At 68.8% G+C, this 24,961-nt stretch carries 24 protein-coding genes; 16 read left to right on the top strand and 8 right to left on the bottom strand.

What is annotated here, in order from left to right:
- Positions 1-48 precede the first annotated feature (48 nt).
- Entirely contained in the window at positions 49-912 is an 864-nt protein-coding gene (locus tag OHA25_RS59660; protein ID WP_327585581.1) for a haloalkane dehalogenase, read from the top strand.
- Here the strand turns inward: OHA25_RS59660 and OHA25_RS59655 are convergent.
- Entirely contained in the window at positions 909-1,412 is a 504-nt protein-coding gene (locus OHA25_RS59655) for a MarR family winged helix-turn-helix transcriptional regulator (RefSeq protein WP_327585580.1), read from the bottom strand. The two genes, OHA25_RS59660 and OHA25_RS59655, sit on opposite strands and share 4 nt — an antisense overlap.
- A 61-nt stretch (positions 1,413-1,473) precedes the next feature.
- Here OHA25_RS59655 and OHA25_RS59650 point away from each other — a divergent pair, with 61 nt between their 5' ends.
- Positions 1,474-2,739 (top strand): amidohydrolase family protein, encoded by a 1,266-nt coding sequence (locus OHA25_RS59650; protein ID WP_327585579.1) that lies wholly within the window; start codon positions 1,474-1,476, stop codon positions 2,737-2,739.
- 14 nt (positions 2,740-2,753) lie between these two features.
- Entirely contained in the window at positions 2,754-3,680 is a 927-nt protein-coding gene (locus OHA25_RS59645; RefSeq protein WP_327585578.1) for a YihY/virulence factor BrkB family protein, read from the top strand.
- Here the strand turns inward: OHA25_RS59645 and OHA25_RS59640 are convergent.
- Positions 3,669-4,790 carry a D-alanyl-D-alanine carboxypeptidase family protein gene (locus OHA25_RS59640; RefSeq protein WP_327585577.1) on the bottom strand — a complete coding sequence of 374 codons (1,122 nt, stop codon included), beginning with the start codon at positions 4,788-4,790 and terminating at the stop codon, positions 3,669-3,671. The genes OHA25_RS59645 and OHA25_RS59640 overlap by 12 nt on opposite strands.
- An 83-nt stretch (positions 4,791-4,873) precedes the next feature.
- On the opposite strand from OHA25_RS59640, the gene OHA25_RS59635 reads away from it, so the two are divergent.
- The gene (locus OHA25_RS59635; RefSeq protein ID WP_327585576.1) at positions 4,874-5,083 is read left to right on the top strand and encodes an SCO4848 family membrane protein; all 210 of its coding nucleotides are present in this window, start codon (positions 4,874-4,876) and stop codon (positions 5,081-5,083) included.
- On the opposite strand, the gene OHA25_RS59630 is transcribed toward OHA25_RS59635, so the two are convergent.
- The gene (locus OHA25_RS59630; RefSeq protein WP_327585575.1) at positions 5,055-6,446 is read right to left on the bottom strand and encodes a peptide ligase PGM1-related protein; all 1,392 of its coding nucleotides are present in this window, start codon (positions 6,444-6,446) and stop codon (positions 5,055-5,057) included. The two genes, OHA25_RS59635 and OHA25_RS59630, sit on opposite strands and share 29 nt — an antisense overlap.
- A gap of 494 nt (positions 6,447-6,940) precedes the next feature.
- Here OHA25_RS59630 and OHA25_RS59625 point away from each other — a divergent pair, with 494 nt between their 5' ends.
- Positions 6,941-8,164: a M20 family metallopeptidase gene (locus OHA25_RS59625; protein WP_327585574.1), complete on the top strand. Its 1,224-nt coding sequence runs from the start codon at positions 6,941-6,943 to the stop codon at positions 8,162-8,164.
- On the opposite strand, the gene OHA25_RS59620 is transcribed toward OHA25_RS59625, so the two are convergent.
- Positions 8,145-10,025: a Xaa-Pro dipeptidyl-peptidase gene (locus OHA25_RS59620; RefSeq protein WP_327585573.1), complete on the bottom strand. Its 1,881-nt coding sequence runs from the start codon at positions 10,023-10,025 to the stop codon at positions 8,145-8,147. The genes OHA25_RS59625 and OHA25_RS59620 overlap by 20 nt on opposite strands.
- A 277-nt stretch (positions 10,026-10,302) precedes the next feature.
- Between OHA25_RS59620 and OHA25_RS59615 the strand changes: the two genes are divergently transcribed.
- From OHA25_RS59615 to OHA25_RS59590, 6 genes are all read left to right on the top strand, one after another.
- Positions 10,303-11,373 carry a BMP family lipoprotein gene (locus tag OHA25_RS59615; protein WP_327585572.1) on the top strand — a complete coding sequence of 357 codons (1,071 nt, stop codon included), beginning with the start codon at positions 10,303-10,305 and terminating at the stop codon, positions 11,371-11,373.
- Between the two features lie 84 nt (positions 11,374-11,457).
- Complete coding sequence (locus tag OHA25_RS59610; RefSeq protein WP_327585571.1) at positions 11,458-13,068, top strand: ABC transporter ATP-binding protein; 1,611 nt, start codon at positions 11,458-11,460, stop codon at positions 13,066-13,068.
- Entirely contained in the window at positions 13,068-14,207 is a 1,140-nt protein-coding gene (locus tag OHA25_RS59605; RefSeq protein ID WP_327585570.1) for an ABC transporter permease, read from the top strand. Before OHA25_RS59610 ends, OHA25_RS59605 begins: the two co-directional genes overlap by 1 nt.
- Positions 14,204-15,484 carry an ABC transporter permease gene (locus tag OHA25_RS59600; protein ID WP_327585569.1) on the top strand — a complete coding sequence of 427 codons (1,281 nt, stop codon included), beginning with the start codon at positions 14,204-14,206 and terminating at the stop codon, positions 15,482-15,484. Before OHA25_RS59605 ends, OHA25_RS59600 begins: the two co-directional genes overlap by 4 nt.
- The gene (locus tag OHA25_RS59595) at positions 15,481-15,876 is read left to right on the top strand and encodes a cytidine deaminase (RefSeq protein ID WP_327585568.1); all 396 of its coding nucleotides are present in this window, start codon (positions 15,481-15,483) and stop codon (positions 15,874-15,876) included. Before OHA25_RS59600 ends, OHA25_RS59595 begins: the two co-directional genes overlap by 4 nt.
- Positions 15,876-17,156, top strand: a complete 1,281-nt coding sequence (locus tag OHA25_RS59590) for a thymidine phosphorylase (RefSeq protein WP_327585567.1) — start codon at positions 15,876-15,878, stop codon at positions 17,154-17,156. Before OHA25_RS59595 ends, OHA25_RS59590 begins: the two co-directional genes overlap by 1 nt.
- A 12-nt stretch (positions 17,157-17,168) precedes the next feature.
- Here OHA25_RS59590 and OHA25_RS59585 read toward each other — a convergent pair whose 3' ends face one another.
- Positions 17,169-17,558, bottom strand: a complete 390-nt coding sequence (locus tag OHA25_RS59585) for a MarR family winged helix-turn-helix transcriptional regulator (protein WP_305920177.1) — start codon at positions 17,556-17,558, stop codon at positions 17,169-17,171.
- A 147-nt stretch (positions 17,559-17,705) separates the two neighbouring features.
- On the opposite strand from OHA25_RS59585, the gene OHA25_RS59580 reads away from it, so the two are divergent.
- From OHA25_RS59580 to OHA25_RS59560, 5 genes are all read left to right on the top strand, one after another.
- Entirely contained in the window at positions 17,706-19,079 is a 1,374-nt protein-coding gene (locus OHA25_RS59580; RefSeq protein ID WP_327591213.1) for an MFS transporter, read from the top strand.
- 192 nt (positions 19,080-19,271) lie between these two features.
- Positions 19,272-19,877: an AMIN-like domain-containing (lipo)protein gene (locus OHA25_RS59575; RefSeq protein ID WP_327585566.1), complete on the top strand. Its 606-nt coding sequence runs from the start codon at positions 19,272-19,274 to the stop codon at positions 19,875-19,877.
- Between the two features lie 4 nt (positions 19,878-19,881).
- Positions 19,882-20,232: a cupin domain-containing protein gene (locus OHA25_RS59570; RefSeq protein ID WP_327585565.1), complete on the top strand. Its 351-nt coding sequence runs from the start codon at positions 19,882-19,884 to the stop codon at positions 20,230-20,232.
- Between the two features lie 24 nt (positions 20,233-20,256).
- Positions 20,257-21,330 carry an adenosine deaminase gene (locus OHA25_RS59565; RefSeq protein WP_327585564.1) on the top strand — a complete coding sequence of 358 codons (1,074 nt, stop codon included), beginning with the start codon at positions 20,257-20,259 and terminating at the stop codon, positions 21,328-21,330.
- Positions 21,327-21,938, top strand: coding sequence for a hypothetical protein (locus tag OHA25_RS59560; protein ID WP_327585563.1), 612 nt, complete (start codon positions 21,327-21,329; stop codon positions 21,936-21,938). The genes OHA25_RS59565 and OHA25_RS59560 overlap by 4 nt, the downstream gene beginning before the upstream one ends.
- A 115-nt stretch (positions 21,939-22,053) precedes the next feature.
- On the opposite strand, the gene OHA25_RS59555 is transcribed toward OHA25_RS59560, so the two are convergent.
- Genes OHA25_RS59555 through OHA25_RS59545 form a run of 3 tightly spaced genes read right to left on the bottom strand, consistent with a single transcriptional unit; the run spans position 22,054 to position 24,906 of the window.
- Entirely contained in the window at positions 22,054-22,785 is a 732-nt protein-coding gene (locus tag OHA25_RS59555; RefSeq protein WP_327585562.1) for an enoyl-CoA hydratase/isomerase family protein, read from the bottom strand.
- Positions 22,782-24,254 (bottom strand): AMP-binding protein, encoded by a 1,473-nt coding sequence (locus OHA25_RS59550; protein ID WP_327585561.1) that lies wholly within the window; start codon positions 24,252-24,254, stop codon positions 22,782-22,784. Before OHA25_RS59550 ends, OHA25_RS59555 begins: the two co-directional genes overlap by 4 nt.
- Positions 24,214-24,906: a TetR/AcrR family transcriptional regulator gene (locus OHA25_RS59545; RefSeq protein ID WP_327585560.1), complete on the bottom strand. Its 693-nt coding sequence runs from the start codon at positions 24,904-24,906 to the stop codon at positions 24,214-24,216. Before OHA25_RS59545 ends, OHA25_RS59550 begins: the two co-directional genes overlap by 41 nt.
- Between the last annotated feature and the right edge of the window lie 55 nt (positions 24,907-24,961).

Below are 24,961 nucleotides of genomic sequence, written 5' to 3'. Positions count from 1 at the left end.
ACGTTCGTTAGTGTAATAAACGTTAGTTGGACAAACGAAAGAGGCGTCATGTTCAAGACGATCGACGTGCTCGACTCGACCATCGCCTACGAGGACGCGGGCGACGGCATCCCCTTCGTCTTCCTGCATGGCAACCCGGCCTCCTCCCACGCGTGGCGGAACGTGCTGCCGGGAGTGGCCGGCCCCGGTCGCCGCCTGCTCGCCCCGGACCTCATCGGCATGGGCCGCTCGGGCAAGCCCGACATCCCCTACCGGTTCGCCGACCACGCCCGCTACCTCGACGCCTGGTTCGACGCGCTCGAGCTGCGCGACGTGGTGCTGGTCGGTCACGACTGGGGTGGCTCGCTCGCCTTCGACTGGGCCTCCCGCCACCCGGATCGCGTGCGGGGCGTGGCGTTCTTCGAAACCATCCTGCGGGGGATGAGCTGGGGCGAGCTCGGTGAGGCGCCGCGTGCCCGCGCCGAGACCATCCGCGGCCCCGAGGGGGAGTCGCTCGTGCTCGATCAGAACTTCCTCGTGAGCACCGCATTCACGGGAGGCGTGCTGACACCTTTGAGCGATGAGGAAAGGGCGCCCTACCTGGCGCCGTATCCGACGCGCGAGAGCCGACGGCCGTTGCTGGAGTGGGCACGTTCGCTGCCGCTCGACGGCGAGCCGGCCGACGTGGCCGAGCGGATCGAGGGCTACGTCAAGTGGCTGGGGGCCAGCGCCGACGTGCCCAAGCTGCTGCTCACCTTCGACTCCTCGCCGACGCTGCTGATCACGGAGCGGATGGCCGCCTGGTGCGCGGAGAACATCGCCGGCCTGGAGATCGAGCACGCCGGTCCGGCCGGGCACCATGCGACGGAGGACCGGCCGGAGGCCATCGCGGCGGCGATCTCGGCCTGGGCCGCCCGGCACGAGCTGGGCTAGCGGTAGCGGCGGCGGCTCATCGGGGCCAGGACCTCACGGAGCACGTCCGCCGCCCGCCGCACCGTCTCCTCCGGGATCCCGGCCGTCACCTCCGTGTACGCCCGCGACGAGGCCTCCAGGCCCGCCTCGGCCACGCGCTGTCCCTTGTCCGTCAGCTGCACCCAGCGGCTGCGCGCGTCCCCCTCGTTGGCCTCGCGCTCCACGTATCCGGCGCTCGTCAGCCGCTGCAGGACATTGCTGATGCCCCCCGAGGTGAGAAGCAGCGCCTTCGACAACTCGCTCGGCTTCATCCGGCACTCCGGCGCCCGCTTCAGCGTCATCAGCACGTCGAACTCGGCGTAGGTCAACCCCAGTTCCGCGAGCTCCGCCTTGACCGCCTGCTCCAATAGCAGGTGCAGCCGGTTGATGCGCTTGCCGAGTTCGAGCGTGGCGATGAGCGACGACGACATGCCCGTCTCTTTCCAGAGGGTGGCCAGCGCGTCGATCTCATCGGGTTTCACGTCATCGAGGATACTCAGATCTAGATTGCTTTCAGAAAAGCTTCTTATTAAGCTTTCTATCATGACAACAACTACCGTGTTGATCAAGAATGGCGTCGTCATCGACACCGAGCCGGAGCCCGTCGTCCTCGGCCGCGCCGACGTGCGGATCGAGGGTGGCGCGATCACCGAGGTGGGCCCCGGCCTGCCGGACGTCCCGGGCGCGGAGGTGATCGACGCGACCGGGCGGATCGTGCTCCCTGGCTTCGTCGACACCCACCGGCACACCTGGCAGGCCGCCATCAGGGCACTCCTGCCCGACACCACCATCCAGGGCTACATGGCGCGCGTCCTCGGCGAGATCGCCCCCAACTACCGCCCACAGGACATGTACGCGGGCAACCTCGCCGGCGCCCTGGAGTGCCTCGACGCGGGCGTTACGACGCTGCTCGATTGGACGCACGCCCAGTTCAGCCCCGCTCACACCGACGCCTCCGTGAAGGCGCTGCGTGACTCCGGCATCAGGGCCGTGTTCGGCTACAACTACGCAGGCGGGCCGGAGGGGCAGGCGAGCGAGACGCGGCGGGTACGCGAGCAGCTGTTCGACGGGCCCGGCCTGGTCACGATCGCCCTCGCCGCCCTGGGGCCGGAGATCGGGGGTGAGGACCGCGCGCTGGAGGAGTGGCGGCTGGCCAGGGAACTGGGCCTCCCGGTCACCGTGCACATGAGCACCGCATCCGGGCTGGCGTTCCTGGAGTCGAACGGGCTGCTCGACACTCCCACCACGTTCGTGCACGCGCTCGAGTACACCGACGAGGAGTTCAAGCGCATCGCCGCCGCCGGGGGCACCGTCTCGCTCGCGCCCGTGGACGAGATGAACCTCGCCCTCGGCTACCCGCCCACCGGCCGGGCCAGGGCAGCCGGGATCCCGACCGGACTCGGCGCGGACACCGTGATTTGCTCGCCCGGCGACATGTTCTCCCTGATGCGGACGATCCACCTGCTCGAACGCGGCCGCCCGGACGGCGCCGGCCTCGGCTTCACCACCCGTGACGCGCTGCGCATGGCCACCATCGAGGGCGCCCAGGTGCTCGGCATGGAAGAGTCGATCGGTTCGCTGCGGCCTGGCAAGCAGGCGGATCTGGTGCTGTTGCGTACGGACCGGCTGGGCATGGCCGCCGCCCACGACCCGATCGGGGCCGTAGTGTTGAACGCCGACACCAATTCCGTCGACACAGTCCTGGTCGCGGGGCGTGTCGTCAAGCGAGATGGGCAGTTGCTCCACCACGACCTATCGGCGGTCCTCGCCTCCCTGCGGGAGTCCGCCGACGCCGTAGTGAGGCCATGAACAGGTAGGGCGTGATGGCAGGCCTGGCGGAGCGGATCGAGGAGGCCAAGGCCTGGGGCCGCGGCAAGGTGGATGACTGGCGGGTCCGCAGGCTGTCGGTCGATCATCTCATCAGGGCCGTGCAGCGCTACCAGGTGCAGTTCGGCGACCGGCTGGCGGGCGCGGTCACCTACTTCGCGTTCCTGTCGTTCTTCCCGCTGATGGCGCTGTCGTACGCGGTGCTCGGGCTCGTGGTGGCGACCAGCGAGACGACCAGGGAGGCGCTGGAGGCGGCGATCGTCGAGCGGCTGCCGGGGATCGCCGGCCAGCTGGACCTCGACGCCATCTCCAAGGCCAAGGCGACCGCCGGGATCATCGGCCTGCTCGGCCTCCTTTACGCCGGGCTCGGCGCGATGGACGCGCTGCGCGGGGCGTTGCGCGAGATGTCCATGACCACCGAGCCGCCGCTCAGCTTCTTCCTGGGCAAGCTCCGCGATCTGGCCTCGATCGCCATGATCGGCGTGACGATGATCTCCTCGGTGCTGGTGGCCGGGTTCGCCACCACGGCCACGGACAACGTGCTGGAATTCCTGTTCGGCAGCGAGTCCGCCCTGGCCACCACCGGGTTGCGGCTGGCCGGGGTGGCGGCGAGCGTGGGCGCCGACTGGTTGTTGTTCCTGATCCTGCTCGGCTGGGTGGCCAGGCTGACCCAGCCGTTCCGAGTGATCGCCAGGGGTGCGTTGCTCGGCGCGATGGGCTTCGGCGTGCTCAAGCAACTCGCCACGCTGCTGCTGGGGCAGACGCTGGGCAACCCGGTTTACGGCACGTTCGCCGTCATCGTGGGCCTGCTGGTCTGGATCAACTTCTCCGCCAGGCTCGTGCTCTATGTCGCCGCGTGGACGGCGACGGCGGGACTCTGCCCGCCGCCGTCCCCGACGCCGCCGCCGGCGTCAGAAGCGTGATCTGGAGCGCTTGCGGCGGATGCCGTACCAGAGGTAGATCAGCCCGAACAACAGCCCGCCGCCGATCACCACCGACCCGACCGTCTTGGTGGAGGCGTCCTGGTTCCGTGCGGCCGTGTCCAGCAGCGGCGGCTGCGGCGCCGGGGTGACCTGCGTGGCCGGTGGCGCGGACACCTGCTGCTGCGGGGCGGTCAGGCCCGCGGGGAGCGGGTCGACCAGCTGCCCGACCGGCGCGGCCTTGCCCCTGACCGAGAAACCCCAGTCGAGCAGCGAGGCCACTTCGTCCCAGAAGCCGCCCTCGTGCCGCATGATGCTCACCACGATCGTGTGGCCGCCGCGGGTGGCGGCGCCGACGAAGCTGGCGTGCGCCTTGGTGGTCCAGCCGTTCTTGACGCCGACCATGCCGTTGTAGCGCCAGAGCAGCTTGTTGTGGTTGCTGATCTGGTAGTGCTTGCCCTTGGGCGCCGGGAAGTTCGCGACCTTCGTGCTGATGTAGCGGGTGAAATCGGGGTTGGCCAGGCCGGCGCGGGCGATGAGCGCCAGGTCGTAGGCCGAGCTGCTCTGCCCGGGCTTGTCCAGGCCGCTCGGCGTCTTGGCCACGGTGTCGTACGCCTGCAGCCGCTTGGCCTCGGCGTTCATGTCCGCCATCGTCTTCTCGAGGCCGCCGTTCGTCTCCGCCAAGGCCATGGCCGCGTCGTTGCCCGAGGACATCATCAATGCCCTGAACAGGTCCTCGACCTTGTACGTCGTCTTCGGCGTCAGACCGACCGCGCTGCCCTCCTGGTTGCAGGCGTTCTGGCTGGGCCGGATCTTGCGGTGCTTGTCGAGCTTGGGGATGAGCGTGAGCGCGGTCAGCGTCTTCAGCGTGCTGGCCGGCAGGTAACGCCCATGGGCGTCCTTGGCCGCGAGCACCTGGCCCGTGCCCACGTCCGCGATGACGTACGAAGTAGCCTTGGTCTTCGGCGGCTTCTTGACGCCTTGGGGCGCCACCAGTCCGCGGCTGCCCAGCGCCTCGCCACCGACGGGTGTCGTCGGAGCGGCATATGCGGTCCCGCCAGTGAGCGAGACCGAGGCGATGAGTGCCGTCACCGGCACGATTTTTGTCCACATGGCGGTCTCAGCGTAGCTTCGTGTGAATGCCCATGTGGCGACACATCCCCCGAAGATCCACCTTCGATACCAGAGAGGCACTAATGTCACGAAAGATCGCCGGATTCCTGATCGCGCTCGGCGCATTCATGGTCTTCGAGTGGGTGAATCTCGGGTTTAACCTGCAGGATGGGCATCCAACCAGCTTTTATGTCGTCCACGGCATCTTGATCGCGGTGAACATCATCCTCGCCATCGTGCTGGCCGCCATCGGCTGGCGGGGACTCAGGAACCGCAGAGGAGACGCCGGGTAAGCGCGTGCAGCTCGTCGGCCTCCTCTCGCGAGTCGCCTATCGACGTGAAGCCCAGCTTCCCATGCTCGGGAACGGCCCCGAGCAGATGGAAGACGTTGCCGGTGCGCCGTTCGGCGTCGAACCCGATGCCGAGCCGGTCGGCCGTGCGCACGACCTCGCCCGGGGTGCGCCCGCGCAGGCAGGAGGAGGCGCAGTTGTCGGTGGCGGTGTAATACTTCGGCTGGTCGCCGGCCATGAGCAGGCCGGTCGCGGGATCGTACGCGGCCCCGGTCGTCAGCACGGCCGCGCCGAACGGATGCGTCGTGCCGCCGATGCGCAAGTTGATCTCGCACAGCAGCGCCGCGTATCCGGCGTCGGCCTTCAAGGCGAAGAAGTCCATCCCGAACACCCCCACCACGCCCCGCTCGGCCAGCACGCCGGCGATCCGCTCGGCCGAGGCGCCCACTTCGGCGCGATACTCGGGCGCGGCAGGGAACGTGCAGCCCTGGTAGACGTGGCCGTTGGCGCCGCCGAGCACCTGGTCGTGCGTGGCCAGCACCTGCGCGTGGCCGCCCGGCGTGATGCAGGCCAGCGCGCTGGGGTAGTAGAGCGGCCGGTGCTCGATGTACTCCTCGACGACCGCCCCGCGGTCCCTGATCTTCACGGAGAACGTGTCCCAGCTCTCGCCCGCCATCGCGAAACTGGTCAGCGACCTGTCGGTCTTGGTGACGATCGCGTTGCCCAGCCCGGAGTAGGCGTCGTTCAGCTTGACGATCACCCGTTCGCCCGGCAGCGCCTCGATCGCCTCCTCGATCTCCAGCGAGGTCCGCAGGTCGCCGAAGCCGCGTGCCATCGGCACGCCCGCCTCCTGGCCCAACTCGCGTCCGCCGCTCTTGGAGCCGTAATAGGCGAAAGAGGTGGCCGGACCGTAGAGGGGCACGTTGAGTAACGACGCGAGCTCCTCCTCGAGCTCGCTGAGGACGAACGGCACGATCCACGCGTCACCGTTGATCTCCGACCGCAGCTGCTCGATCACATCCGGGCGCTCGAGCACGCTCCTGGTCAACGGCTGAGACCAGGGATCGTCGAGCGTGATCAACGTGAGCCGCTTGGCGGCGTCATCCGGATCGGGCAGGAACGCGAAGTAGTAGTCGATGATGTCGGGATCAATGGGCGCGGAGGAGAGGTAGACCACCTTTACCCCGGGTTCGCGCAGCGTCAGCAGAAGGAACAGCAGGCGCTCCTCGTAGGACCTGGCCGCCGTGATGCGGCGGAGCTCGTCCTGCGGAAGGGAGAGCGAGGGTACGACCACCAGGGTCCCCTCACTCGGCTCGAAGATGCTCAACCTGGCATACTTCTCCCCGAACGGGATATTAGTGATCATATTGCGAGTGAAACACGCATTCTTCTCAAATGCAGCCACCGCCGAAGTGTGATGACCATGACAGAAGGTGACAGGATTCGGAATCGCCGACCACGTTTGGAACAGGCGGCATCGGGTCACCATCTAATGATCCCTTGTGACTATTTCCGGATCAGGCTGACGTTCACCTAGCGTCACCACCCGAGGTTACGGGCGTGCCGTCGGCTAACTTTTGGTGTATCTGTCGGCAGGAACTCGCGCGCGGGCGATAGAGTCGAAGCATCGCCATCGGGCACACGGCCGACCGCTGTGCACCCGGGCTGCAGCGGCACTCGCGACTGATGAGCGCAAAGCCCATGCTGACGATCTCGCGCACCCGAACCAGCGGGTGTGTTTTTTGATTCGCCGAGCGGCCGCTCGACCGGGTGGCCACGGCGGAAGGACGAGCTTTCACAGCGCATGAGCCGCGGTGGTCAGACATATTGGGGCGCGCGGCATGGACGGGATGGTGACATATGCGGGGACGTGAGCTTCGGGGCGAACTCGACGCGTTCCTGGCGGAGACCGAGCAGGATCTCGTGGCATTCCGCCGCGACCTCCACATGCATCCTGAGCTGGCCTTCGCCGAATATCGCACGACACAGCGGATCGCCGAGCGGCTCACCGCCGCCGGGCTGACGCCTTCGGTGCTTCCCCGGGGCACCGGCCTCATCTGCGACGTGGGCAGCGACGACGGCCCGACCGTCGCGCTGCGCGCGGACATCGACGCGTTGCCGCTGCACGACGAGAAGGACGTGTCCTACCGCTCGAACGTGGGCGGCGCCTGCCACGCCTGCGGCCATGACGTGCACACCGCTGTGCTGCTCGGCACCTCGCTCTTCCTCGCCCAGCAGGCCGCCGCCGGCCTCCTGCCCGGCCGGGTCAGGCTGATCTTCCAGCCCGCTGAGGAGCTGCCGGGCGGCGCGCTCGAGGTCATGGCGCACGGCGGCATCAGCGGCGTCGACCGCATCTTCGGCCTGCACTGCGACCCGCGCGTGGACGTCGGCCAGGTCGGGCTCAGGCCGGGCCCGATCACCTCGGCCTGCGACAAGCTGAGCATCCGGGTCTCGGGACCCGGCGGCCACACCGCGCGCCCGCACCTGACCGCCGACCTGGTCTTCGCCCTCGCCAAGATCCTCACCGAGCTGCCCGCCGCCCTGTCGCGCCGCGTCGACCCGCGTTCCTCGCTCAGCCTCGTCTGGGGCCGGGTCGAGGCCGGCACGGCGGCCAACGCGATCCCCGACGACGGCATCGCCGAGGGCACCGTGCGCTGCCTCGACGAGAACGCCTGGCACGCCGCACCCGACCTGATCAAGTCCCTGCTGGAGTCGGTGGCCGGCGCCTACGGCATCGAGGCCGAGATGGACTACAAGCGCGGCGTGCCGCCGGTGGTCAACGACGAGGTCAGCGTCGAGATGCTGGCCGAGGCCGCCGAGCGCGTGCTGGGCGCGGGTGCGGTGATCCCGACCCAGCAGTCGCTCGGCGGCGAGGACTTCGCTTGGTACCTCGAGTCGATTCCCGGCGCGTTCGCCCGTCTGGGCACCCGCTCACCGGGCGGCGTGACCTACGACATCCACCAGGGCACGTTCGACGTGGACGAGAGGGCGATCGCGATGGGGGTGCGGATCATGGCCGCCACCGCGCTGACCGCCCTCTGGGAGGTCGGGCCGCTCGACTCGATCACCAGCGCGCTGGCGTGACCAGCGGCAGCCGCAGGGACGAGTGTCCCGGCGACACCGTGATCTCGGTGCCCGGCGGGTAGCGCAGGGTGTAGTCGTAGTCGGTCGAGATGATCACCAGGCCCAGCCGGTGGCCCTTCTTGAACACGTAGTCCGTCGGCTGGAAGTCCCAGGTGAAGGTGTATTCCTTGCCCGGCCGCAGCGGCTCGGTCCGGTCCTGGCGGTGCCGGTTGCGCACGTCCAGCCAGCCCCGGGTGACGATCTTGTACGGCGTGGTGGCCGTGCCGAGCACCCTGAGCGTGGTGCAGCCCGTGTCACCCGGGACGCCCTGCCCGTAGCAGTAGGTCTGGCCGGTCGAGAGCAACGAGCCGTTCGGGCGGACGTCCGTGCCGTAGTCCACCAGTAACGCCGTCAGATACGGTGACGCCCCATTCTTGAACGAGGCCCGCACCGACACCGTCGGCGTGCCGGAGATCCGCACGTCGGCGGGGAGCCCGCCGGTCGTGTACGCCAGCCGGTTCGGGTCGGAACCGGTGGCCTCGACGAGCTGCTCGGCGGTCCTGGCCTTCTGGTCGACGAAGGACTCCTTGGCCGGCAACGGCTGCGGGGTCAGGCTCAGCCGCTGGCCGGAGCCAAGGTGGAGGGGGACGGGGGTGGCGCCGGGCAGCGGCCACGACCTGTGCTGGGCCCACTGGCCGGCCGCGTGCTCGACGTCGGCCTGCGGCTCGCGCATGATGCCCGAGTCGATGCCGTACAACCAGTGGTCGAACCAGCCGTGCAGCTGGCGCAGCCACTCGGCCGTGCGCAGGCTGAAGGGGTTCATGTGAGTGCCCTGGTGCAGCCAGATCTTGCGCGGCACGTGCCGCTTGGCCAGGGCGTACCACCACTGCGCGAACTGCTTGGTCTTGACGTTCCAGTCGTTGAGCCCGTGCACGACGAAGACGCTGGCCTTGACCTTGCCGACGTCGTTCATGTAGTTGCGGGCGTCCCAGACGGGGCTGTAGTCGCCGGTGATCCGGTCCTGGGTGGCGGTGATCTGGTCCATCAGCGCGCCGCAGGCCTCCTGGCCGTTCTCCCTGGTCAGCACGTATTTCGCGAGCACGTCCAGGTCCTCGCCCTGGAAGCCGCCGGGGGCCAGGACGCCGCCGTTGGCGCGGTAGTAGTCGTACCAGCTGGAGATCGCGGCGATCGGCACGATCGTCTCCAGGCCCTCGACGCCGGTCGCGGCGACGGCGTTCGGGAGCGTGCCGTTGTAGGAGACGCCGATCATGCCGACCTTGCCGGTCGACCAGGTGGCCTCGACCGGGTTGCCGGCGGCGTCGAAGCCTTTGGCGCGGCCGTTCAGCCAGTCGATCGCGGCCTTCGGGCCGGCCGTCTCGTTGCGGTCGCCGGAGGTCGGGCAGCCGGTGGCACGGCCGCTGCCGAGGTTCTCCACCAGCGCGATGGCGTAGCCGCGGGGCAGGAAATAATTGTCGTAATAGCCGTCGAACGGCTCGGCGGCCAGCTTGTTGGCGAGTGCTTTGAGCGTGGGGAGGGGGTTGCCGTTCTCGTCCACGTCCACGGGGTGGTTGGCGACGTCGTTGCCGCCGGCGTAGTACGGGCTGGCCTCCATGATCACCGGGACCTTGAGTCCCTGGTCGGTCTCCTTGGGGCGCAGGATGTCCACCGCGACGCGGTCCGGTGCGCCGTCGTTGTCGCTGTCGGTCCCGGCGACCTCGACGAACACCGTCTGCTTGATGGCGTCCGCTCGGGAGAAGATGGGCTGGGTGGCGTTGTTCTCGATCTTTAAGGCGGGGGTGTCGGCTGCGGCAGGCGTGGTGCCGGTCAAGGCCGCGATGAGAATCGCGGCCAGTGGCACGGCCAGTGCCTTCCTAGGGTGCATGCGGGCTCCGATCGGAAAATTCCACCGTCTGTGGGAATCTCTGTCATGATCGGGCCCAGGGCAAGAGGTGATTCATCCCCAAAGTCGGGCAAATCTTCTGTACGCCTCTCTTGGGGGTTTCAGGTCACAGACGCGACTGAGGTCGATAACGGAGTAGTTGCGACCCTGTGTGCTGGTTTGGTCTGCCCTGGTCAAGCAACTATCTTCCGTGCAGGTGCCGTACGTTTCTTCGCGCCTGCGATGAAGTTCGACGGCGGGGAGATGGAAGGGAGTCGCCTTGCTCGGCAAGCGATTCAACAGGATGGCGCTCGGTTCGGTAGCCGGCGTCATGCTCATGGCAGCGGCCGCATGTGGCGGCGGTGGTGGGGGCTCCACGACGGCCAGCGAGGCGCCGACCGGCGCGGCCAGCAGCGAGGCGCCGAAGAGTGCGCTCAAGGTGGGACTGGCGTTCGACATCGGCGGACGTGGTGACAAGTCCTTCAACGACGCGGCGTACGCCGGCCTGGAGAAGGCCAAGACGGACCTCCAGGCGGAGATCAAGGAGCTGAGCCCGGCCGCCGACGGTTCCAACCGTGGTGACCTGCTGCGCCAGCTCGCCGACGCCGGCTACAACCCGATCATCGGTGTCGGCTTCGCCTACGGCGAGGACATCAAGAAGGCGGCCCAGGAGTACCCGGACATTCAGTTCGCGGTCGTGGACTCCGCCTCGAACGCGGCCAACGTGACCGGCCTGCTGTTCGCCGAGGAGCAGGGCTCCTACCTGGCGGGCGTCGCCGCGGCGACCAAGTCGGAGAGCGGCCACCTCGGCTTCGTCGGCGGCGTCGAGAACGACCTGATCAAGAAGTTCGAGGCCGGTTTCGTGGCCGGGGCCAAGTCGGTCAAGTCGGACATCAAGATCGACATCAAGTACCTCACCCCCGACGGTGACTTCTCCGGCTTCAAGGCCCCCGACAAGGGCAAGGTCGCGGCCGACAAGATGTACCAGGACGGCGCGGACATCGTCTACCACGCCTCTGGCGACTCCGGCCTCGGCGTGTTCCAGGCGGCGGCCGCGGCCAAGAAGAAGGCCATCGGCGTCGACTCCGACCAGCGCCAGACGGTCAAGGAGGCCGACCTGCAGCCGGTCATCATGACCTCGATGCTCAAGCGCGTCGACGTCGGCGTGTTCGAGTTCATCAAGGCCTTCCAGGGCGGCGCCAAGGGCGGCACGAACGTCATCTACGACCTCAAGGTCGACGGCGTGGGCCTGGCCACCACCGGTGGCGAGATCGACGACATCAAGGACAAGCTCGACGCTGCCAAGCAGGACATCGTCGACGGCAAAATCACGGTTCCGGCTAAGCCGTAACCGGGGTAGGACCATTGACAGAGGGCCCGGAGTCCGGATACTTCGGGCCTTCTGCCTATGCCGCCCCCCTCTAGGAGAGGCGAAATGAGTGCTGACACCCTGGCCACGGCGAAACCCGCCGTAGAGCTGGAGGGCATCACCAAGCGTTTCCCCGGCGTCGTCGCGAACCACGACATCCGCATCACCGTCGACCCCGGCACGGTGCATGCCATCGTCGGCGAGAACGGCGCAGGCAAATCCACCCTGATGAAGATCCTGTACGGCATGCAGAAGCCGGACGAGGGCACCATCAAGGTCAACGGCACCGAGGTCGGCTTCCGCACGCCCAGTGACGCCATCGCGGTCGGCATCGGCATGGTTCACCAGCACTTCATGCTGGCCGACAACCTCACCGTGCTGGAGAACATCGTTCTCGGCGCCGAGCCGAAGAAGGCCGGCATGCTCGACACGGCCGCCGCCCGCTCGCGCATCACCCAGCTGGCCGACAGCCACGGCCTGAGGGTCGATCCGGACAAGCTCGTGGAGGACCTCGGCGTCGGCGACCGCCAGCGTGTGGAGATCCTCAAGGTCCTCTACCGCGGCGCCCGCATCCTGATCCTCGACGAGCCGACCGCCGTGCTGGTCCCCCAGGAGGTCGAGGAGCTCTTCCAGAACCTGCGCGAGCTCAAGGCCGAGGGCCTGACCGTCATCTTCATCTCGCACAAGCTCGACGAGGTGCTCGACATCGCCGACGCGATCACCGTGATCCGGCGCGGCACCACCGTCGCGAGCCTGGCCAGGGACGAGGTCACCAGCGCCCGCCAGCTCGCCGAGCTCATGGTCGGCAGCGAGCTGCCCACCCCCGAGACCCGCGAGTCCACGGTGACCGACCGCGTGGCGCTCCAGGTCGCGCACCTCACCATGGAGGCCGACGGCTACCGCCCGGTGCCGAAGGGCACCCCGGTGGAGACGTACGTGGAGAAGCTGCGCGCGGACGGCAAGCGGCTGCTCCTCGACGACGTGTCGTTCGAGATCCACGAGGGCGAGATCCTCGGCATCGCCGGCGTCGAGGGCAACGGCCAGTCCGAGCTGATCGAGGCCATCATGGGCATCCGCGCCGCGCACGGTGTCATCACCCTCGGCGAGCAGGACATCAGCACCTGGTCCACGCTCAAGCGCAGGGAGTCCGGCGTCGGTTACATCCCCGAGGACCGGCACCGCCAGGGCCTGCTGCTGGAGGCGTCCCTGTGGGAGAACCGCGTGCTCGGCCACCAGACCAGGAAGCCCGCACGCAACGGCATCTGGGTCGACCGGAGCGCCGCCAAACGTGACACCGAGCGCATCGTCAAGGACTACGACGTCCGCACGCCCAGCGTGGACACCCTGGCGCTGGCCCTGTCCGGCGGCAACCAGCAGAAGCTGATCGTGGGCCGCGAGATGAGCGGCGCGCCCAAGTTCCTCATTGCCGCGCATCCGACCCGCGGTGTGGACGTCGGCGCCCAGGCCGCCATCTGGGACCACCTGCGTAACGCCCGGGCGGCGGGCCTGGCCGTGCTGCTCATCTCCGCCGACCTCGACGAGCTGATCGGCCTGTCCGACACGATTCAGGTGATCTACCGGGGACGCCTCGTGGCCGCGCTCGACCCTTCCGACATCACGCCCGAGCGGCTGGGCGGCTACATGACCGGCGCCATCGCCGGCACTGAGGAGACGTGATGCCCGCCGGGCTCAACCGGGCGCTGCTCACTGTGGCCGGCGCCGTCATCGCGATCGTCCTGGCCATCGCGATCTCCAGCGTGGCGATCACTGCGGCGGGCGCGAGCCCGCTGGACGCGTTCGCCGCCTTCTTCGACTTCGGCGCCACCGAGCGGGCCCAGTCCAACGCGATCGCGGCCTTCCTCAACCGGGCGGTGCCGCTGTTCATCGCCGGCCTGGCGGTGGCCGTCGGCTTCCGGATGAACCTCTTCAACATCGGCGTGGAGGGACAGTACCGGCTCGCCGCCATCTGCGCGGCCTACGTCGGCTCGACGTTCACGGCGCCCGCGCCCATCCAGATCACGGTGATCATTCTGGTGGCGGCGGCCGTCGGCGGCCTCTACGCGCTCATCCCCGCGGTCATGAAGGTGACCAGGGGCGTGAACGAGGTCATCGCGACGATCATGCTGAACTACATCGCGATCAACCTGAGCTCGTTCCTCGTGCGAGGACCATTCGCGGGCGAGCGTGCCGCCGGGCAGCTCACCACCACGACGCCGGAGCTGCCGGAGTCGGCCATGTTCCCGAACCTCAACTTCGCCTTCGAGTGGTTCGGGCTGCTGCCGCCCACCCGCGGCGGGGGCGTGTGGGGCTTCCTGCTCGTGGCGATCGCGCTCGGCATCGTGATCTGGGTCGTGCTCGAACGCACCCGCTTCGGCTTCAACGTCAAGGCCAGCGGACTCAACGGCCCGGCCGCGCTCGCCTCGGGCGTGAACCCGAAGACGATGGTCATCGCGGCCATGGTGTTGTCCGGCGGGATCGCCGGGCTCATCGGCCTGCCCGAGATCCTCGGCGACAAGGGCGCGTTCAACTCCAACTTCACCGCGGGACTGGGCTTCCTGGGCATCGCCGTGGCGCTGCTCGGCAGGAACAAGCCGGTCGGCATCGCGGTCGCCGCGTTGTTGTTCGCCTTCCTCGACCGGGCGCAGGGCGCCCTGCAGATCGCGAACGTGCCGCCATCCGTCATCACGATCATCCAGGGTGTGACCGTCCTGCTGGTCGTCGTGGCCAACGAGGTGACGAACCGGCTGGCCCTCAGACTCGAGGAACGGCGGGCCGCCCACGAGCTCGGCACGAACAAGGTTGAGGTGGCAGCATGACCAGGTTCACCAAATACCACCTCGTGCTCATCGGCGTCGCCGCGCTCCTGCTGCTGATGTCGCTGGTACGCGTCGTGTCGGGCCAGAACGACATCACCTCCTCCGGCACGTTCGCCGCCGCGTTGCTGCTGGCGGTGCCGATCGGCCTGGCCGGGCTCGGCGGGTTGTGGGCCGAGCGGGCGGGTGTGGTCAACATCGGGCTCGAAGGCATGATGGTGCTCGGCACCTGGTTCGCCGGCTGGGCCGGCTACCAGTGGGGCGCCGTGGCCGCGTTGATCGCCGGGTTGCTCGGCGGCGCGCTCGGCGGCCTCATCCACGCCATCGCCACCGTGACGTTCGGCGTGGACCACATCATCAGCGGCGTCGCCATCAACCTGCTCGGCCCCGGTGTTACCCGCTTCCTGTCCGAGGTGCTCTTCAAGGAGGGCACCCCGGCAGCCGACGCCGGCGCGGGCATCACCACCTCGCCCGCGATCACTGGGGATTCGTGGCAGATCAGCCTGCCGCTGCTTTCTGACGGTCCTGACCTGCTCGGAAAGCTCGAGAGCACCCACTGGTTCCTGCTCTCCGACCTCGCCGGCATCCTGCGCGGCCTGACGCACAACGTGAACGTTCTGGTGGTCCTCGCGGTCCTGCTGCTGCCGCTGACGTTCTTCGTGCTCTGGCGCACGGCCTTCGGCCTGCGGCTACGCTCGGCCGGCGAGAACCCGTGGGCGGCCGAGTCGCTGGGCGTGAACGTCTACCTGATCAAGTACCTCGCGGTCGTCATCTCCGGCGCGTTCGCCGGGCTCGGCGGCGTGTTCCTGGTCTTCGTCTCCACCAAGTACGTCGAGGGCCAGACGGCCGGGCGCGGCTTCATCGGCCTGGCCGCCATGATCTTCGGCAACTGGCGTCCCGGCGGGCTCGCGGCCGGCGCGTCGTTGTTCGGCTACGCCGACGGCTTGCAACTGCGCAGCTCGGGGGCGGTCACGTCGTTCTTCCTGTTCGGCGCGGTGCTGCTGCTGGCCTATTTGGTGATCAGGGTCCGCCGGATGCTGGCGCCCGACCAGCCGGCCGAGCTGGCGGCCAGGAGCCCCAGGGACTACACGCTGATGGCCGCCGCGGCGGCGGGCATGGTCGTGTTGTTCTGGCTCTGGATGACCGTCGATCAACTGCCGAACGAGTTCGTCTTCATCACACCACACGTGCTCACGCTGCTCGTGCTCTTGGTGGCTTCGCAGCGTCTGCGGATGCCCAAGGCCGACGGCGTACGCTATCGCCGGGGGGAACAGCATTGAGCATCGACTGGGACGGCCTGCGGGACGAGGCCGCTGAGGCCATGCGGCACGCGTACGCGCCGTACTCGAAATTTCCTGTGGGGGCGGCGGCGCTCGTCGATGACGGCAGGATCGTCACCGGCTGCAACGTCGAGAACGCCTCCTACGGGCTCGGCCTGTGTGCCGAGTGCGGGCTGGTGTCGGCGCTGCAACTGTCCGGCGGCGGCCGGCTGGTGGCCTTCACCTGCGTGGACGGCCACGGCGAGCTGCTGATGCCGTGCGGGCGCTGTCGGCAGCTGCTGTATGAGTTCGGTGGTGGCGACCTGCTGGTCGAGACCGTCGACGGGCCGAAGCCGATGTCCGAGATCCTGCCGTACGCGTTCGGCCCGGAAGACCTGAGCAGGAGCGCGTAGTGGATGCCATCGAGGTCATCCGCGCCAAGCGGGACGGCGGCGAGCTGACCACCGCCCAGATCGACTGGGTGATCGCCGCCTACACCCGCGGCGACGTGGCCGACGAGCAGATGTCAGCCCTGGCCATGGCCATTCTGCTGAACGGCATGAACCGGCGCGAGATCGCCGACTGGACCCAGGCCATGATCCGCTCCGGTGAGCGTATGGACTGGTCGATGCTGGATCGGCCGACTGCCGACAAACACTCGACCGGCGGCGTCGGTGACAAGATCACGCTCCCGTTGGCCCCGCTGGTGGCGGCGTGCGGCGCGTACGTGCCGCAGCTGTCCGGACGCGGCCTCGGCCACACCGGTGGCACCTTGGACAAGCTGGAGTCCATTCCCGGCTGGCGTGCCTCGCTGTCCAACGACGAGATGCTGCACGTCCTGCGCTCGGCCGGCGCCGTCGTCTGCGCGGCGGGCTCCGGTCTCGCCCCCGCCGACAAGAAGCTCTACGCCTTGCGCGACGTCACCGGCACCGTCGAGTCCATCCCGCTGATCGCCTCGTCGATCATGTCGAAGAAGATCGCCGAGGGCACCGGCTCCCTGGTGCTCGACGTCAAGGTGGGCTCAGGGGCGTTCATGAAGTCCGTCGAGACGGCGCGTGAGCTGGCCGAGACGATGGTGGCGCTCGGCACGGACGCGGGAGTGCGCACGGTCGCGCTGCTCACCGCGATGGACCGGCCCCTGGGGCGGGCCGTGGGCAACGCTCTGGAGGTCGAGGAGTCCGTCGAGGTCCTGGCCGGCGGCGGGCCCTCCGACGTGGTGGAGCTGACCGTACGGCTGGCGAGGGAGATGCTGGAGGCGGCCGGGGTCGCCTCCGGCAAGGACCCGGCCAAGGCGCTGCAGGACGGGTCGGCCATGGACGCCTGGCGGCGGATGATCGTCGCTCAGGGCGGCGATCCGGACGCCGTGTTGCCGCGCGCGGCCGAGACGATGGTCGTCGAGGCGCCCGCGTCGGGGGTGTTGACCCGGCTGGACGCGTACGCGGTGGGGCTGGCGGCCTGGCGGCTGGGGGCCGGGCGGGCGCGCAAGGAGGACCCGGTGTCGTTCGGGGCCGGCGTGACGCTGCACGCCAAGCCCGGGGATCTGGTGCGGGCCGGGCAGCCGTTGATGACGTTGCACGCCGATGAGACGGAGCGGTTCGCGCGGGCGCTGGAGGCGTTGGAAGGCGGCTACGCGGTGGGGGATGCCAGCGAGGAGCAACTCCCTCTGGTCATCGACCGCATCACCGCCGAGTAGCGCGCGGCGGGGTCAGGAGATCAGAGCCGCCGGGGTGTCGGTGAAGATGCCGGACAGGACGGCCCGCTGGGTGGGGAGGGCTTCGGCGTGGCGGGCGCGGCCCTCATCGGTGATGCACACGAAGACACCACGCCGGTCCGAATCGCACGCGCCCCGTGACACGAGCGAGGCCTTCTCCAACCGCGCCACCACCCTGGACAGCGCGCTCTGGCTCAGGTGAACCTCGTCGCAGAGCTCCTGCAGGCGCAACTTCCTGTCGTGGTGGACGATCCGGTCCAGCACCTCGAACTCACTGGGCCCCAGCCCGTGCCGATCGCCGAGCTCCCGCTCCAGCGCGCACATGGCTTTGGCGTGCTTGGCCAGGACGTAATGCCAGGTCTCGACCACGAACTCCTCGTCCATGTCGCGGAGGTTACCACTCCGCTAAACCTTATGCAACGGAATTAAATGCGCTTGCATTAGATGCTGATGCATGTATTGTTCTGATCCATGTCGTCTTCCTCTTCTTCAACTTCGGCATCTCTTTCTTCTCTCTGGGGCTTGCTCGCCGTGCTGTGCGCGGTGATCTTCCTTGACGCTCTGGACGTCTCGATGGTCGGTGTGGCTCTCCCCGCAATCCAGCACGACCTGGGGTTGAGCACGTCGTCTTTGCAGTGGGTGGTCAGCGGTTACGTGCTCGGCTACGGCGGTCTTCTGTTGCTCGGGGGCAGGACCGCCGACCTGCTCGGGCGGCGCAGGGTGTTCCTGGTCGCTCTGGGTGTCTTCGCCGTCGCGTCGCTGCTCGGTGGCATCGTGGATGACGGAGCGCTGCTGATCGCGGCCAGGTTCATCAAGGGTGTGTCGGCCGCCTTCACCGCGCCCGCGGCATTGTCGATCATTACGACGACCTTTCCTGAGGGCCCGGAGCGCAACAGGGCATTGAGCATCTTCACCGCCTGCGGCGCCAGCGGCTACTCGCTGGGCCTCGTGCTCTCCGGCCTGCTGACGGAGCTCGACTGGCGGGCGACGCTGCTGATGCCGGTGCCCGTAGCGATCATCGCGCTGGTCGCCGCGCTCAGGGTGCTGCCGCGGGGCGCCGAGGAGCGGGCCGAGGGCGGCCACGACCTGCTCGGCGCCGTGCTGATCACCGCCTCGATGCTGCTGCTGGTCTTCACCGTCGTCCAGGCGCCCGAGGTCGGCTGGACCTCCGTCCGGACCATCGGCTCGCTGGTGGCCGTGGCGGCGCTGCTCGGGCTGTTCGTCTTCACCGAGCTGCGGATGAAGCACCCGCTGGTGCGGCTCGGCATCCTGCGTTCCGGCCACATCGTGCGGGCCAACCTGGGCCTGATGATCCTCTTCGGCTCGTACGTCGCCTTCCAGTTCGTCGCCATGCAGTACTTCCAGATCCTGCTGGGCTGGTCGGCACTCGGCACGGCGCTCGCCTTCCTGCCCGCGGGCCTGCTCGTCGCGCTCACCTCGACCAAGATGGGCGACTTCGCCGACAGGTTCGGCACCGGCAAGCTGATCGTCATCGGCGCGGCCGCGTTGGCCGGTGGTTACGCGATCTTCCTGGGCATCGACAGCACGCCGAGCCTGGCCGGCATGGTCATCCCCGGGATGCTGCTGCTGGGCGTCGCGTTCGCGCTGTCCTTCCCCGCGCTCAACATCCAGGCCGTCAGCGGCGTGCACGACGACGAGCAGGGGCTGGCCTCCGGGCTGCTCAACACCTCCGGGCAGGTGGGCGGCGCCATCGTGCTGGCCGCGGTCACCGCCGTGCTGACCTCGGGGGGTGGCGAGACGCTCTCGATCGGCACGCTGCGCGCGGCCATCGTGGTGTCGCTGGTGCTGGCCCTCGTCGGGCTGGCGATCTCGCTGACCGGGCTGCGCGGCCGCAAGGCCGTGGCCGTGGAGCCGGACGGCGACAAGGTCTACGAGACCGTCTGATCACGATCGAAGGGCCCCGCCGTCCTGGCGGGGCCCTTTCTCATTCCTGAATGACCTCGTAGTCACATGTGTGACTCCTTGTGAGCTGATCAGGGTAGAGGGTCGGTCCCGTTCCACGAAAGGGCCAGGAAAGATCGCGCCGGTCGCTCGAAACGCGGCTTGCCGACTCGCGTGCTGGGCATCTACCGAGGCATGCGACCGTCATCCCGGGCCGGTGGCCGGTGGGCGCGCAGCCGCCTCGCCGCCCCGCTCGCCTGCCTGGCCCTGCTCACGGCCGGCGGTACGGCGTGCGGCCCGGCCACCCAGACCGCCCTGCCCGAAAGCCCGTCCGCGACCGAATCGGCGGCGCTGGTTCCCGAGTCGGGCGCGCCGACCAGCACGGCGGAAGTGGACGTCGCACGGCCGGGCGTGGGGCCCGCGGTCGTGAGGGCTGTACGGTATGCGTCCCACGAAACGTACGACCGCCTGGTCATCGACCTCGAAGGCGATATCCCCGGATACAGCGTGAGATGGGTGGACGAGTTCGTGGAGGCCGGCTCCGGAAAGCCCCTCGAGGTGCGCGGCGGCGCTTACCTGCAGCTCACGCTCTTCCCCGCGAACGCACACGAGGAGGACGGCGAGCTCACCTGGAAGGGCGGCCCGGTCTACCAGGCCGACCTGCGCAACCTCACCGAGGTCGTGCGCACCGGTGACTTCGAGAGCCGCGTCGGCATCGGCCTGGTGCTGGCCAGGCAGGCGGCGTTCCAGCTCACCGAGGCGTCCTCGCCCAACCGGCTCGTACTCGACGTGGCACACTGATCCCGTGGTGAGAAAGATCGAGGGCCCGGCCCGCATCCCCGTACCCGGCGGCAAGCTCATCGACGAGCACATCGGCCGCGTCAACAGTGGCGACGAGGAGATCTCCATCGCGCACATGACCGCACCGCCGGGCTGGGAGGAGCCCGCGCAGACGCCGTCGTTCGCCGAATACACCGTGGTCCTGCGCGGCACGATGATCGTTGAGCACGACGGCGGGCGGACGGAGGTCGCGGCCGGGCAGTCGGTGGTGACGTCGCCGGGCGAGAAGGTCCGCTACAGCGTGGGTCCCGAGGGGGCTGAATACGTGGCCGTGTGCCTGCCTGCCTTCTCCCCGGAGAGCGCGGGCCGCGACTGAGACCGCTGGTCATATCATGGGCGGATGAGCCCCACGTTTGACGAGATCCGCCGGGCTCCCAAGGTGTTGTTGCACGATCACCTCGACGGCGGGCTGCGCGCCGAGACGATCGTCGAGCTCGCCCGGGAGAGCGGTTACGATCGGCTGCCCACCAACGATCCCGACAATCTCCGCCAGTGGTTCGAGGAGGCGTCGGATTCCGGATCGCTCGAGCGTTACCTGGAGACGTTCGACCACACCGTCGGCGTCATGCAGACGCGCGAGTCGCTCGTCCGCGTGGCGGCCGAGTGCGCCGAGGACCTGGCCGCGGACGGCGTGGTCTACGCCGAGGTGCGCTTCGCCCCCGAACAGCACACCACCACAGGGCTGACCCTGGACCAGGTCGTCGAGGCGGTGCTCGAGGGCTTCAAGCAGGGCTCGCAGGGCCGCGGCGTCCGCGTCGGCACGCTGCTCACGGCCATGCGGCACCAGGCGCGCTCCATGGAGATCGCCGAGCTCGCCGTCCGCTACCGCGACGTGGGCGTGGTGGGGTTCGACATCGCGGGGGCGGAGGCGGGATACCCGCCCACCAGGCATCTCGACGCGTTCGAATACCTGCAGCGGGAAAACTCCCACTTCACCATCCACGCGGGCGAGGCGTTCGGGCTGCCGTCGATCTGGCAGGCCATCCAATGGTGCGGCGCCGACCGGCTCGGGCACGGCGTGCGGATCATCGATGACATCACGGTGGCCGGTGACGGCACGGCCAAGCTGGGCCGCCTGGCCGCCTATGTCCGCGACAAGCGCATCCCGCTGGAGATGTGCCCCACGTCCAACCTGCAGACCGGGGCCGCCGCGTCGATCGCCGATCATCCCATCGGGCTGCTGCGGCGGCTGTATTTCCGGGTCACGGTCAACACCGACAACCGGCTGATGAGCAGGACGAGCCTGTCGCTGGAGTTCGCCAAGCTGGTCGAGGCGTTCGGCTACGGCTGGGATGACCTGCAGTGGTTCACGGTCAACGCGATGAAGTCGGCGTTCATCCCGTTCGACGAGCGGCTGGCGCTCATCAACGGAGTGATCAAGCCCGGGTTCGCGCAGCTGAAGTGGCGGCCGTGAAACAGACTTACCGCTCCAGGGCCGCGTTCGTACTGGCGTGGGTTTGGTTGGCGTTCGTCGCGTTCAACGTCTGGGACCTGATCAGCAAGTACAACGGCAAGCCGTCGCTGGTGGCACTGGCCGTGCTCGGCGTGCTGACCGCGCTGGTCTACCTCGTCGCGCTGCGGCCCGCGACCGTGTTCACGGAGTCCGAGCTGGTGGGCCGCAACCCGATGCGCACGACGCACGTGCCGTGGGCGGCCATCGATGACGTGAGCGTGTCGCACGCCATCAGCGTGCACCACGGCGATGAGCAGGTGCTGCGGTTGTGGACGCCGATGGCCAGCGCGCGGGAGCGGGCCAAGGCGCAGCGCCGCGGCATGTCCGGGCAGCAGCGAGGACGCTTCCGCACCGAGCCGACGCTGAGCAAGGGCGAGCAGGCGGCGGCGGAGGCGTTCGCGGGCAAGACGCACGCCGACTGGGTGGGCGAGCAGATCCGCGAGCGCGCCGAGTCGGCCCGGCACCGTCACGAGGAGGCGGCGCCGGTCCGGGTCGTCTGGGCCTACGACGCGATCGCGGTGCTGGCGGCCGCGGTCGTCCTGATGATCGTGGCGATCGTCATCCCCTAGCGAGCCGGCGATCGCCGTCGCTCAGCCGGTGATCGCGTCGCTGTCGCTCAGCTGATGGTCGTCGCCGTCGCTCGGCTGGTGGTCGCGTCGTCATCGCTCGGCTCGTGTCGGGGCGTCATGGCCTTGCTTCGACGAAGCGCCGCATGCCCGCCTCGGCGATTCCGGTTTCCTCCACATGTTTGGCGGCCTCCGTCTCGACGGCGAAGGCCCGCTCCACCTCGGTCAGCGCGGGGCGCAGCAGCGAGAGGTGCACGTCTGTGGCGGTGCCCGGCCGTGACCAGTGGCGCACCCGGGCGATCGCCGTCTCCACCAACGCCTCCTGCTCGGCGATCTCGTCCAGGAGGCCCGCGGCCAGGGCCTCCTCGGCGCTCAGGCGGGCCGAGTCGAGCACCAGCCGCAGTGCCCTGGCGCCGGTCAGGCGGGGCAGCAGGTAGCTGGAGGCGTTCGAGATCGACAGGCCGATGTGGTTCTCGGGGAAGAAGTATTCGGCTGCCGGGGTGCCGATGCGGCTGTCGAAGCACAGCGTCCACTCAGCGGCCCCGCCCACGGCCATGCCGTTGACCGCGGCCACCACCGGGACACGGGTCTCCAGCACGGCCCTGGTCATGTCGTGGAAGAGCTCCACCTCCTCCAGGAGGGATTTGCCCGCGGCCTCCCGCAGGTCCTCCCCGGCGGAGAACGCCCGGCCCGTGCCGGTGACCACGATGCCTTTGACGCTCTTGCCGTCCCCGTGCCCGCGCACGGCCGCCGCCAGGTCCCTGCGCATCTGCGCGGTGAGGGCGTTGAGCTTCTCGGGACGGGCCAGCGTGATCAGCGCGACCTCGTCGCGTTCCGTTATCTCGATCATGCTCTCTCCTTCTCCACGGGGATGGCGGGTGCGGCGCGTTGGTCGCGTTCGGGTTGCAGCAGGTGGCGTTTCTCGATGCGGGCCGACGGGGTCAGTGAGAAACCTTCGACGAACTCCACGTACGCCGGAATCTTGAAGCGGGCCAGGCGCTGCCTGGCATGCTCGATCACGCTCATGGCGGTCTCTACGCCGGCCGGGTGACCGGGGTGGAGCTGGATGAACGCCTTCGGCAGCTCGCCCCACAGGTCGTCGGGGATGGGCACCAGAGCTGCCTGCAGCACCGCGGGGTGCTGGGTGAGCACGCTCTCGACCTCGGCGCACGAGATGTTCTCGCCGCCCCTGCGGACCATGTCCTTGATCCGCCCGGCGTGGTGGATGTAGCCGTGGGCGTCGCGGAAGCCCAGGTCGCCGGTGTGGTACCAGCCGTCTCTGAACGCCCTGGCGGTCGCCTCCGGATGGTTCCAGTAGCCGTTCATCATGGGCACGCCTCTGACGAGGATCTCCCCGGTCTCCTCGTCGAGCACAACCTCCTTGCCGGGCGGCGCGAGGCCCATCGCGCCGGTGCCCACCGTCTCCTCGGCGTCGATGGGCACCACCAGGTCGGGGCCGCTCTCGGTGGAGCCGTACAGCTCGCGCCACGGCGCGCCCCAGCGCTCCTCGAACTCCCGGTGCAGGTCGGGGCGGATGCCGGAGCAGAGCACGAGCCGCATCCGGTTCTCGCGGTCAAGGGGGTGGGGCGGCTGCTTGTGCAGCAGGAGCGGCATCGTGCCGAGCACGTACGTGAGCGTCGCGCCGTGCTCCCTGACCGCGGGCCAGAAGCCGGACGCGGAGAAGCGGGGGAGCACCACCAGCGGGATACCGCCGATGAGGCAGAGGAGGGTGGCCCACTGGGGATCCATGTACGAGTACGCCTGGGCGATCAGCATGACGTCGTCGTCGCGGAGCCGCGCCTGGTCGGCAGCGATCTGGGCGGTTCTGAGCCAGTAGTCGTGGGTGAGCATGCAGGCCTTGGGAAAGCCGGTCGTTCCCGACGTGTACTGAAAATTCGCGACATCGTGGGGAGTGCTGGGAACGGGCCGGGTGGGTGGTGACCCGGGCATGGAGTCGAGGGCGTAGACCGTGCCCGGGATGTGCGGGGCGTGCTCGGCGGTGGTCAGCGTGGCGACGGCGCCCGAGTCACGCAGGACGTGCTCCAGGTCGGCGGCCCGGTAGCGGACGTTGACCGGCACCGTGATCGCGCCTGCCTTGAGTATCGCCAGCCAGCTGAGCGGCCAGCTGGGCACGTTGTCCATCATGACCGCGACCCGATCGCCGGGTCGTACGCCCTTGTCGATCAGGGCGCCGGCCAGCCGATCCGACTGGGCGTCGGCGTCTTCGAAGGTCAGCGAGGTGTCGGGGAAACGGAGGAACTCACGGCGGCCGTACTGTCTAGCGGCGTGCCTCAACAGGTCGGGGATCGTTTCTGGCATCCGGCGGCTCCCAAGGGAAGTCGGGCAGCAGGGAGGGGTCGAGGGCCGCGACGACCTGGACGGGAGCGCGTACGGCGGCCAGGCCGATCGCCACGAACTCCGCGCACACCTGCTCCAGCGTGGAGTCCCCGTCGGGGCGGTACCACTCGCTGGTGCCGGTGCACATGGACATGAGGGCGAGGCGGGTCAGCTTCTGGTCGGCGATGCGGAAGGCGCCTGCTGAGACGCCGTCGGCGATGGCGCGCTTCCAGTGGTCCTCGTAGGCGTCGCGGAGTGCGATGATCTCGTCGAGGGCGGCGGAGCCGGGGGTCAGGGAACGGAGCTCGGCGTCCATGACCCGGGTCGTCATGGGGGCGCTCGCATGGCTCGCGGTGAGCGAGCTGATCAGCAGGGCGAGGCGGTCGGCGGGGCTCTGGACGTCGCGCAGCATGCGCTCGGCGGCGTCGATCAGTCCTCGCTGGGCGACCCGCATGAGGTCGGCCAGCAGGGCTTCCTTGCTCGACACGTGGTGATAGATACCGGCATTGGTCATGTTGACCTCTTTGGCCAGATCGCGAATGCTCGTCGCCGCGTAGCCCCGCTGGGCGAACAGCAGCACCGCCGCTGTCCTGATCCGCCGGCTCGCGTCCGCGTCCCGGTCCTTGAGGTCCATGATCCTCCTACCGAACGTTCGGTAGCACTCAAATTAACCTGATTCCCCGGAAATC

The sequence above is a fragment of the Nonomuraea sp. NBC_00507 genome (assembly GCF_036013525.1).
GTDB lineage: Bacteria > Actinomycetota > Actinomycetes > Streptosporangiales > Streptosporangiaceae > Nonomuraea.
This window is presented reverse-complemented; position numbering and strand designations above follow the sequence as displayed.

Coding starts and splice junctions, on each gene's coding strand:
- OHA25_RS59660 (WP_327585581.1), top strand. CDS start 49: ATGTTCAAGACGATCGACGTGCTCGACTCGACCATCGCCTACGAGGAC.
- OHA25_RS59565 (WP_327585564.1), top strand. CDS start 20,257: ATGAGCCCCACGTTTGACGAGATCCGCCGGGCTCCCAAGGTGTTGTTG.
- OHA25_RS59585 (WP_305920177.1), bottom strand. CDS start 17,558: ATGGACGAGGAGTTCGTGGTCGAGACCTGGCATTACGTCCTGGCCAAG.
- OHA25_RS59620 (WP_327585573.1), bottom strand. CDS start 10,025: ATGCACCCTAGGAAGGCACTGGCCGTGCCACTGGCCGCGATTCTCATC.
- OHA25_RS59645 (WP_327585578.1), top strand. CDS start 2,754: ATGGCAGGCCTGGCGGAGCGGATCGAGGAGGCCAAGGCCTGGGGCCGC.
- OHA25_RS59650 (WP_327585579.1), top strand. CDS start 1,474: ATGACAACAACTACCGTGTTGATCAAGAATGGCGTCGTCATCGACACC.
- OHA25_RS59635 (WP_327585576.1), top strand. CDS start 4,874: ATGTCACGAAAGATCGCCGGATTCCTGATCGCGCTCGGCGCATTCATG.
- OHA25_RS59630 (WP_327585575.1), bottom strand. CDS start 6,446: ATGATCACTAATATCCCGTTCGGGGAGAAGTATGCCAGGTTGAGCATC.
- OHA25_RS59545 (WP_327585560.1), bottom strand. CDS start 24,906: ATGGACCTCAAGGACCGGGACGCGGACGCGAGCCGGCGGATCAGGACA.
- OHA25_RS59640 (WP_327585577.1), bottom strand. CDS start 4,790: ATGTGGACAAAAATCGTGCCGGTGACGGCACTCATCGCCTCGGTCTCG.
- OHA25_RS59555 (WP_327585562.1), bottom strand. CDS start 22,785: ATGATCGAGATAACGGAACGCGACGAGGTCGCGCTGATCACGCTGGCC.
- OHA25_RS59605 (WP_327585570.1), top strand. CDS start 13,068: ATGCCCGCCGGGCTCAACCGGGCGCTGCTCACTGTGGCCGGCGCCGTC.
- OHA25_RS59625 (WP_327585574.1), top strand. CDS start 6,941: ATGCGGGGACGTGAGCTTCGGGGCGAACTCGACGCGTTCCTGGCGGAG.
- OHA25_RS59610 (WP_327585571.1), top strand. CDS start 11,458: ATGAGTGCTGACACCCTGGCCACGGCGAAACCCGCCGTAGAGCTGGAG.
- OHA25_RS59550 (WP_327585561.1), bottom strand. CDS start 24,254: ATGCCAGAAACGATCCCCGACCTGTTGAGGCACGCCGCTAGACAGTAC.
- OHA25_RS59600 (WP_327585569.1), top strand. CDS start 14,204: ATGACCAGGTTCACCAAATACCACCTCGTGCTCATCGGCGTCGCCGCG.
- OHA25_RS59575 (WP_327585566.1), top strand. CDS start 19,272: ATGCGACCGTCATCCCGGGCCGGTGGCCGGTGGGCGCGCAGCCGCCTC.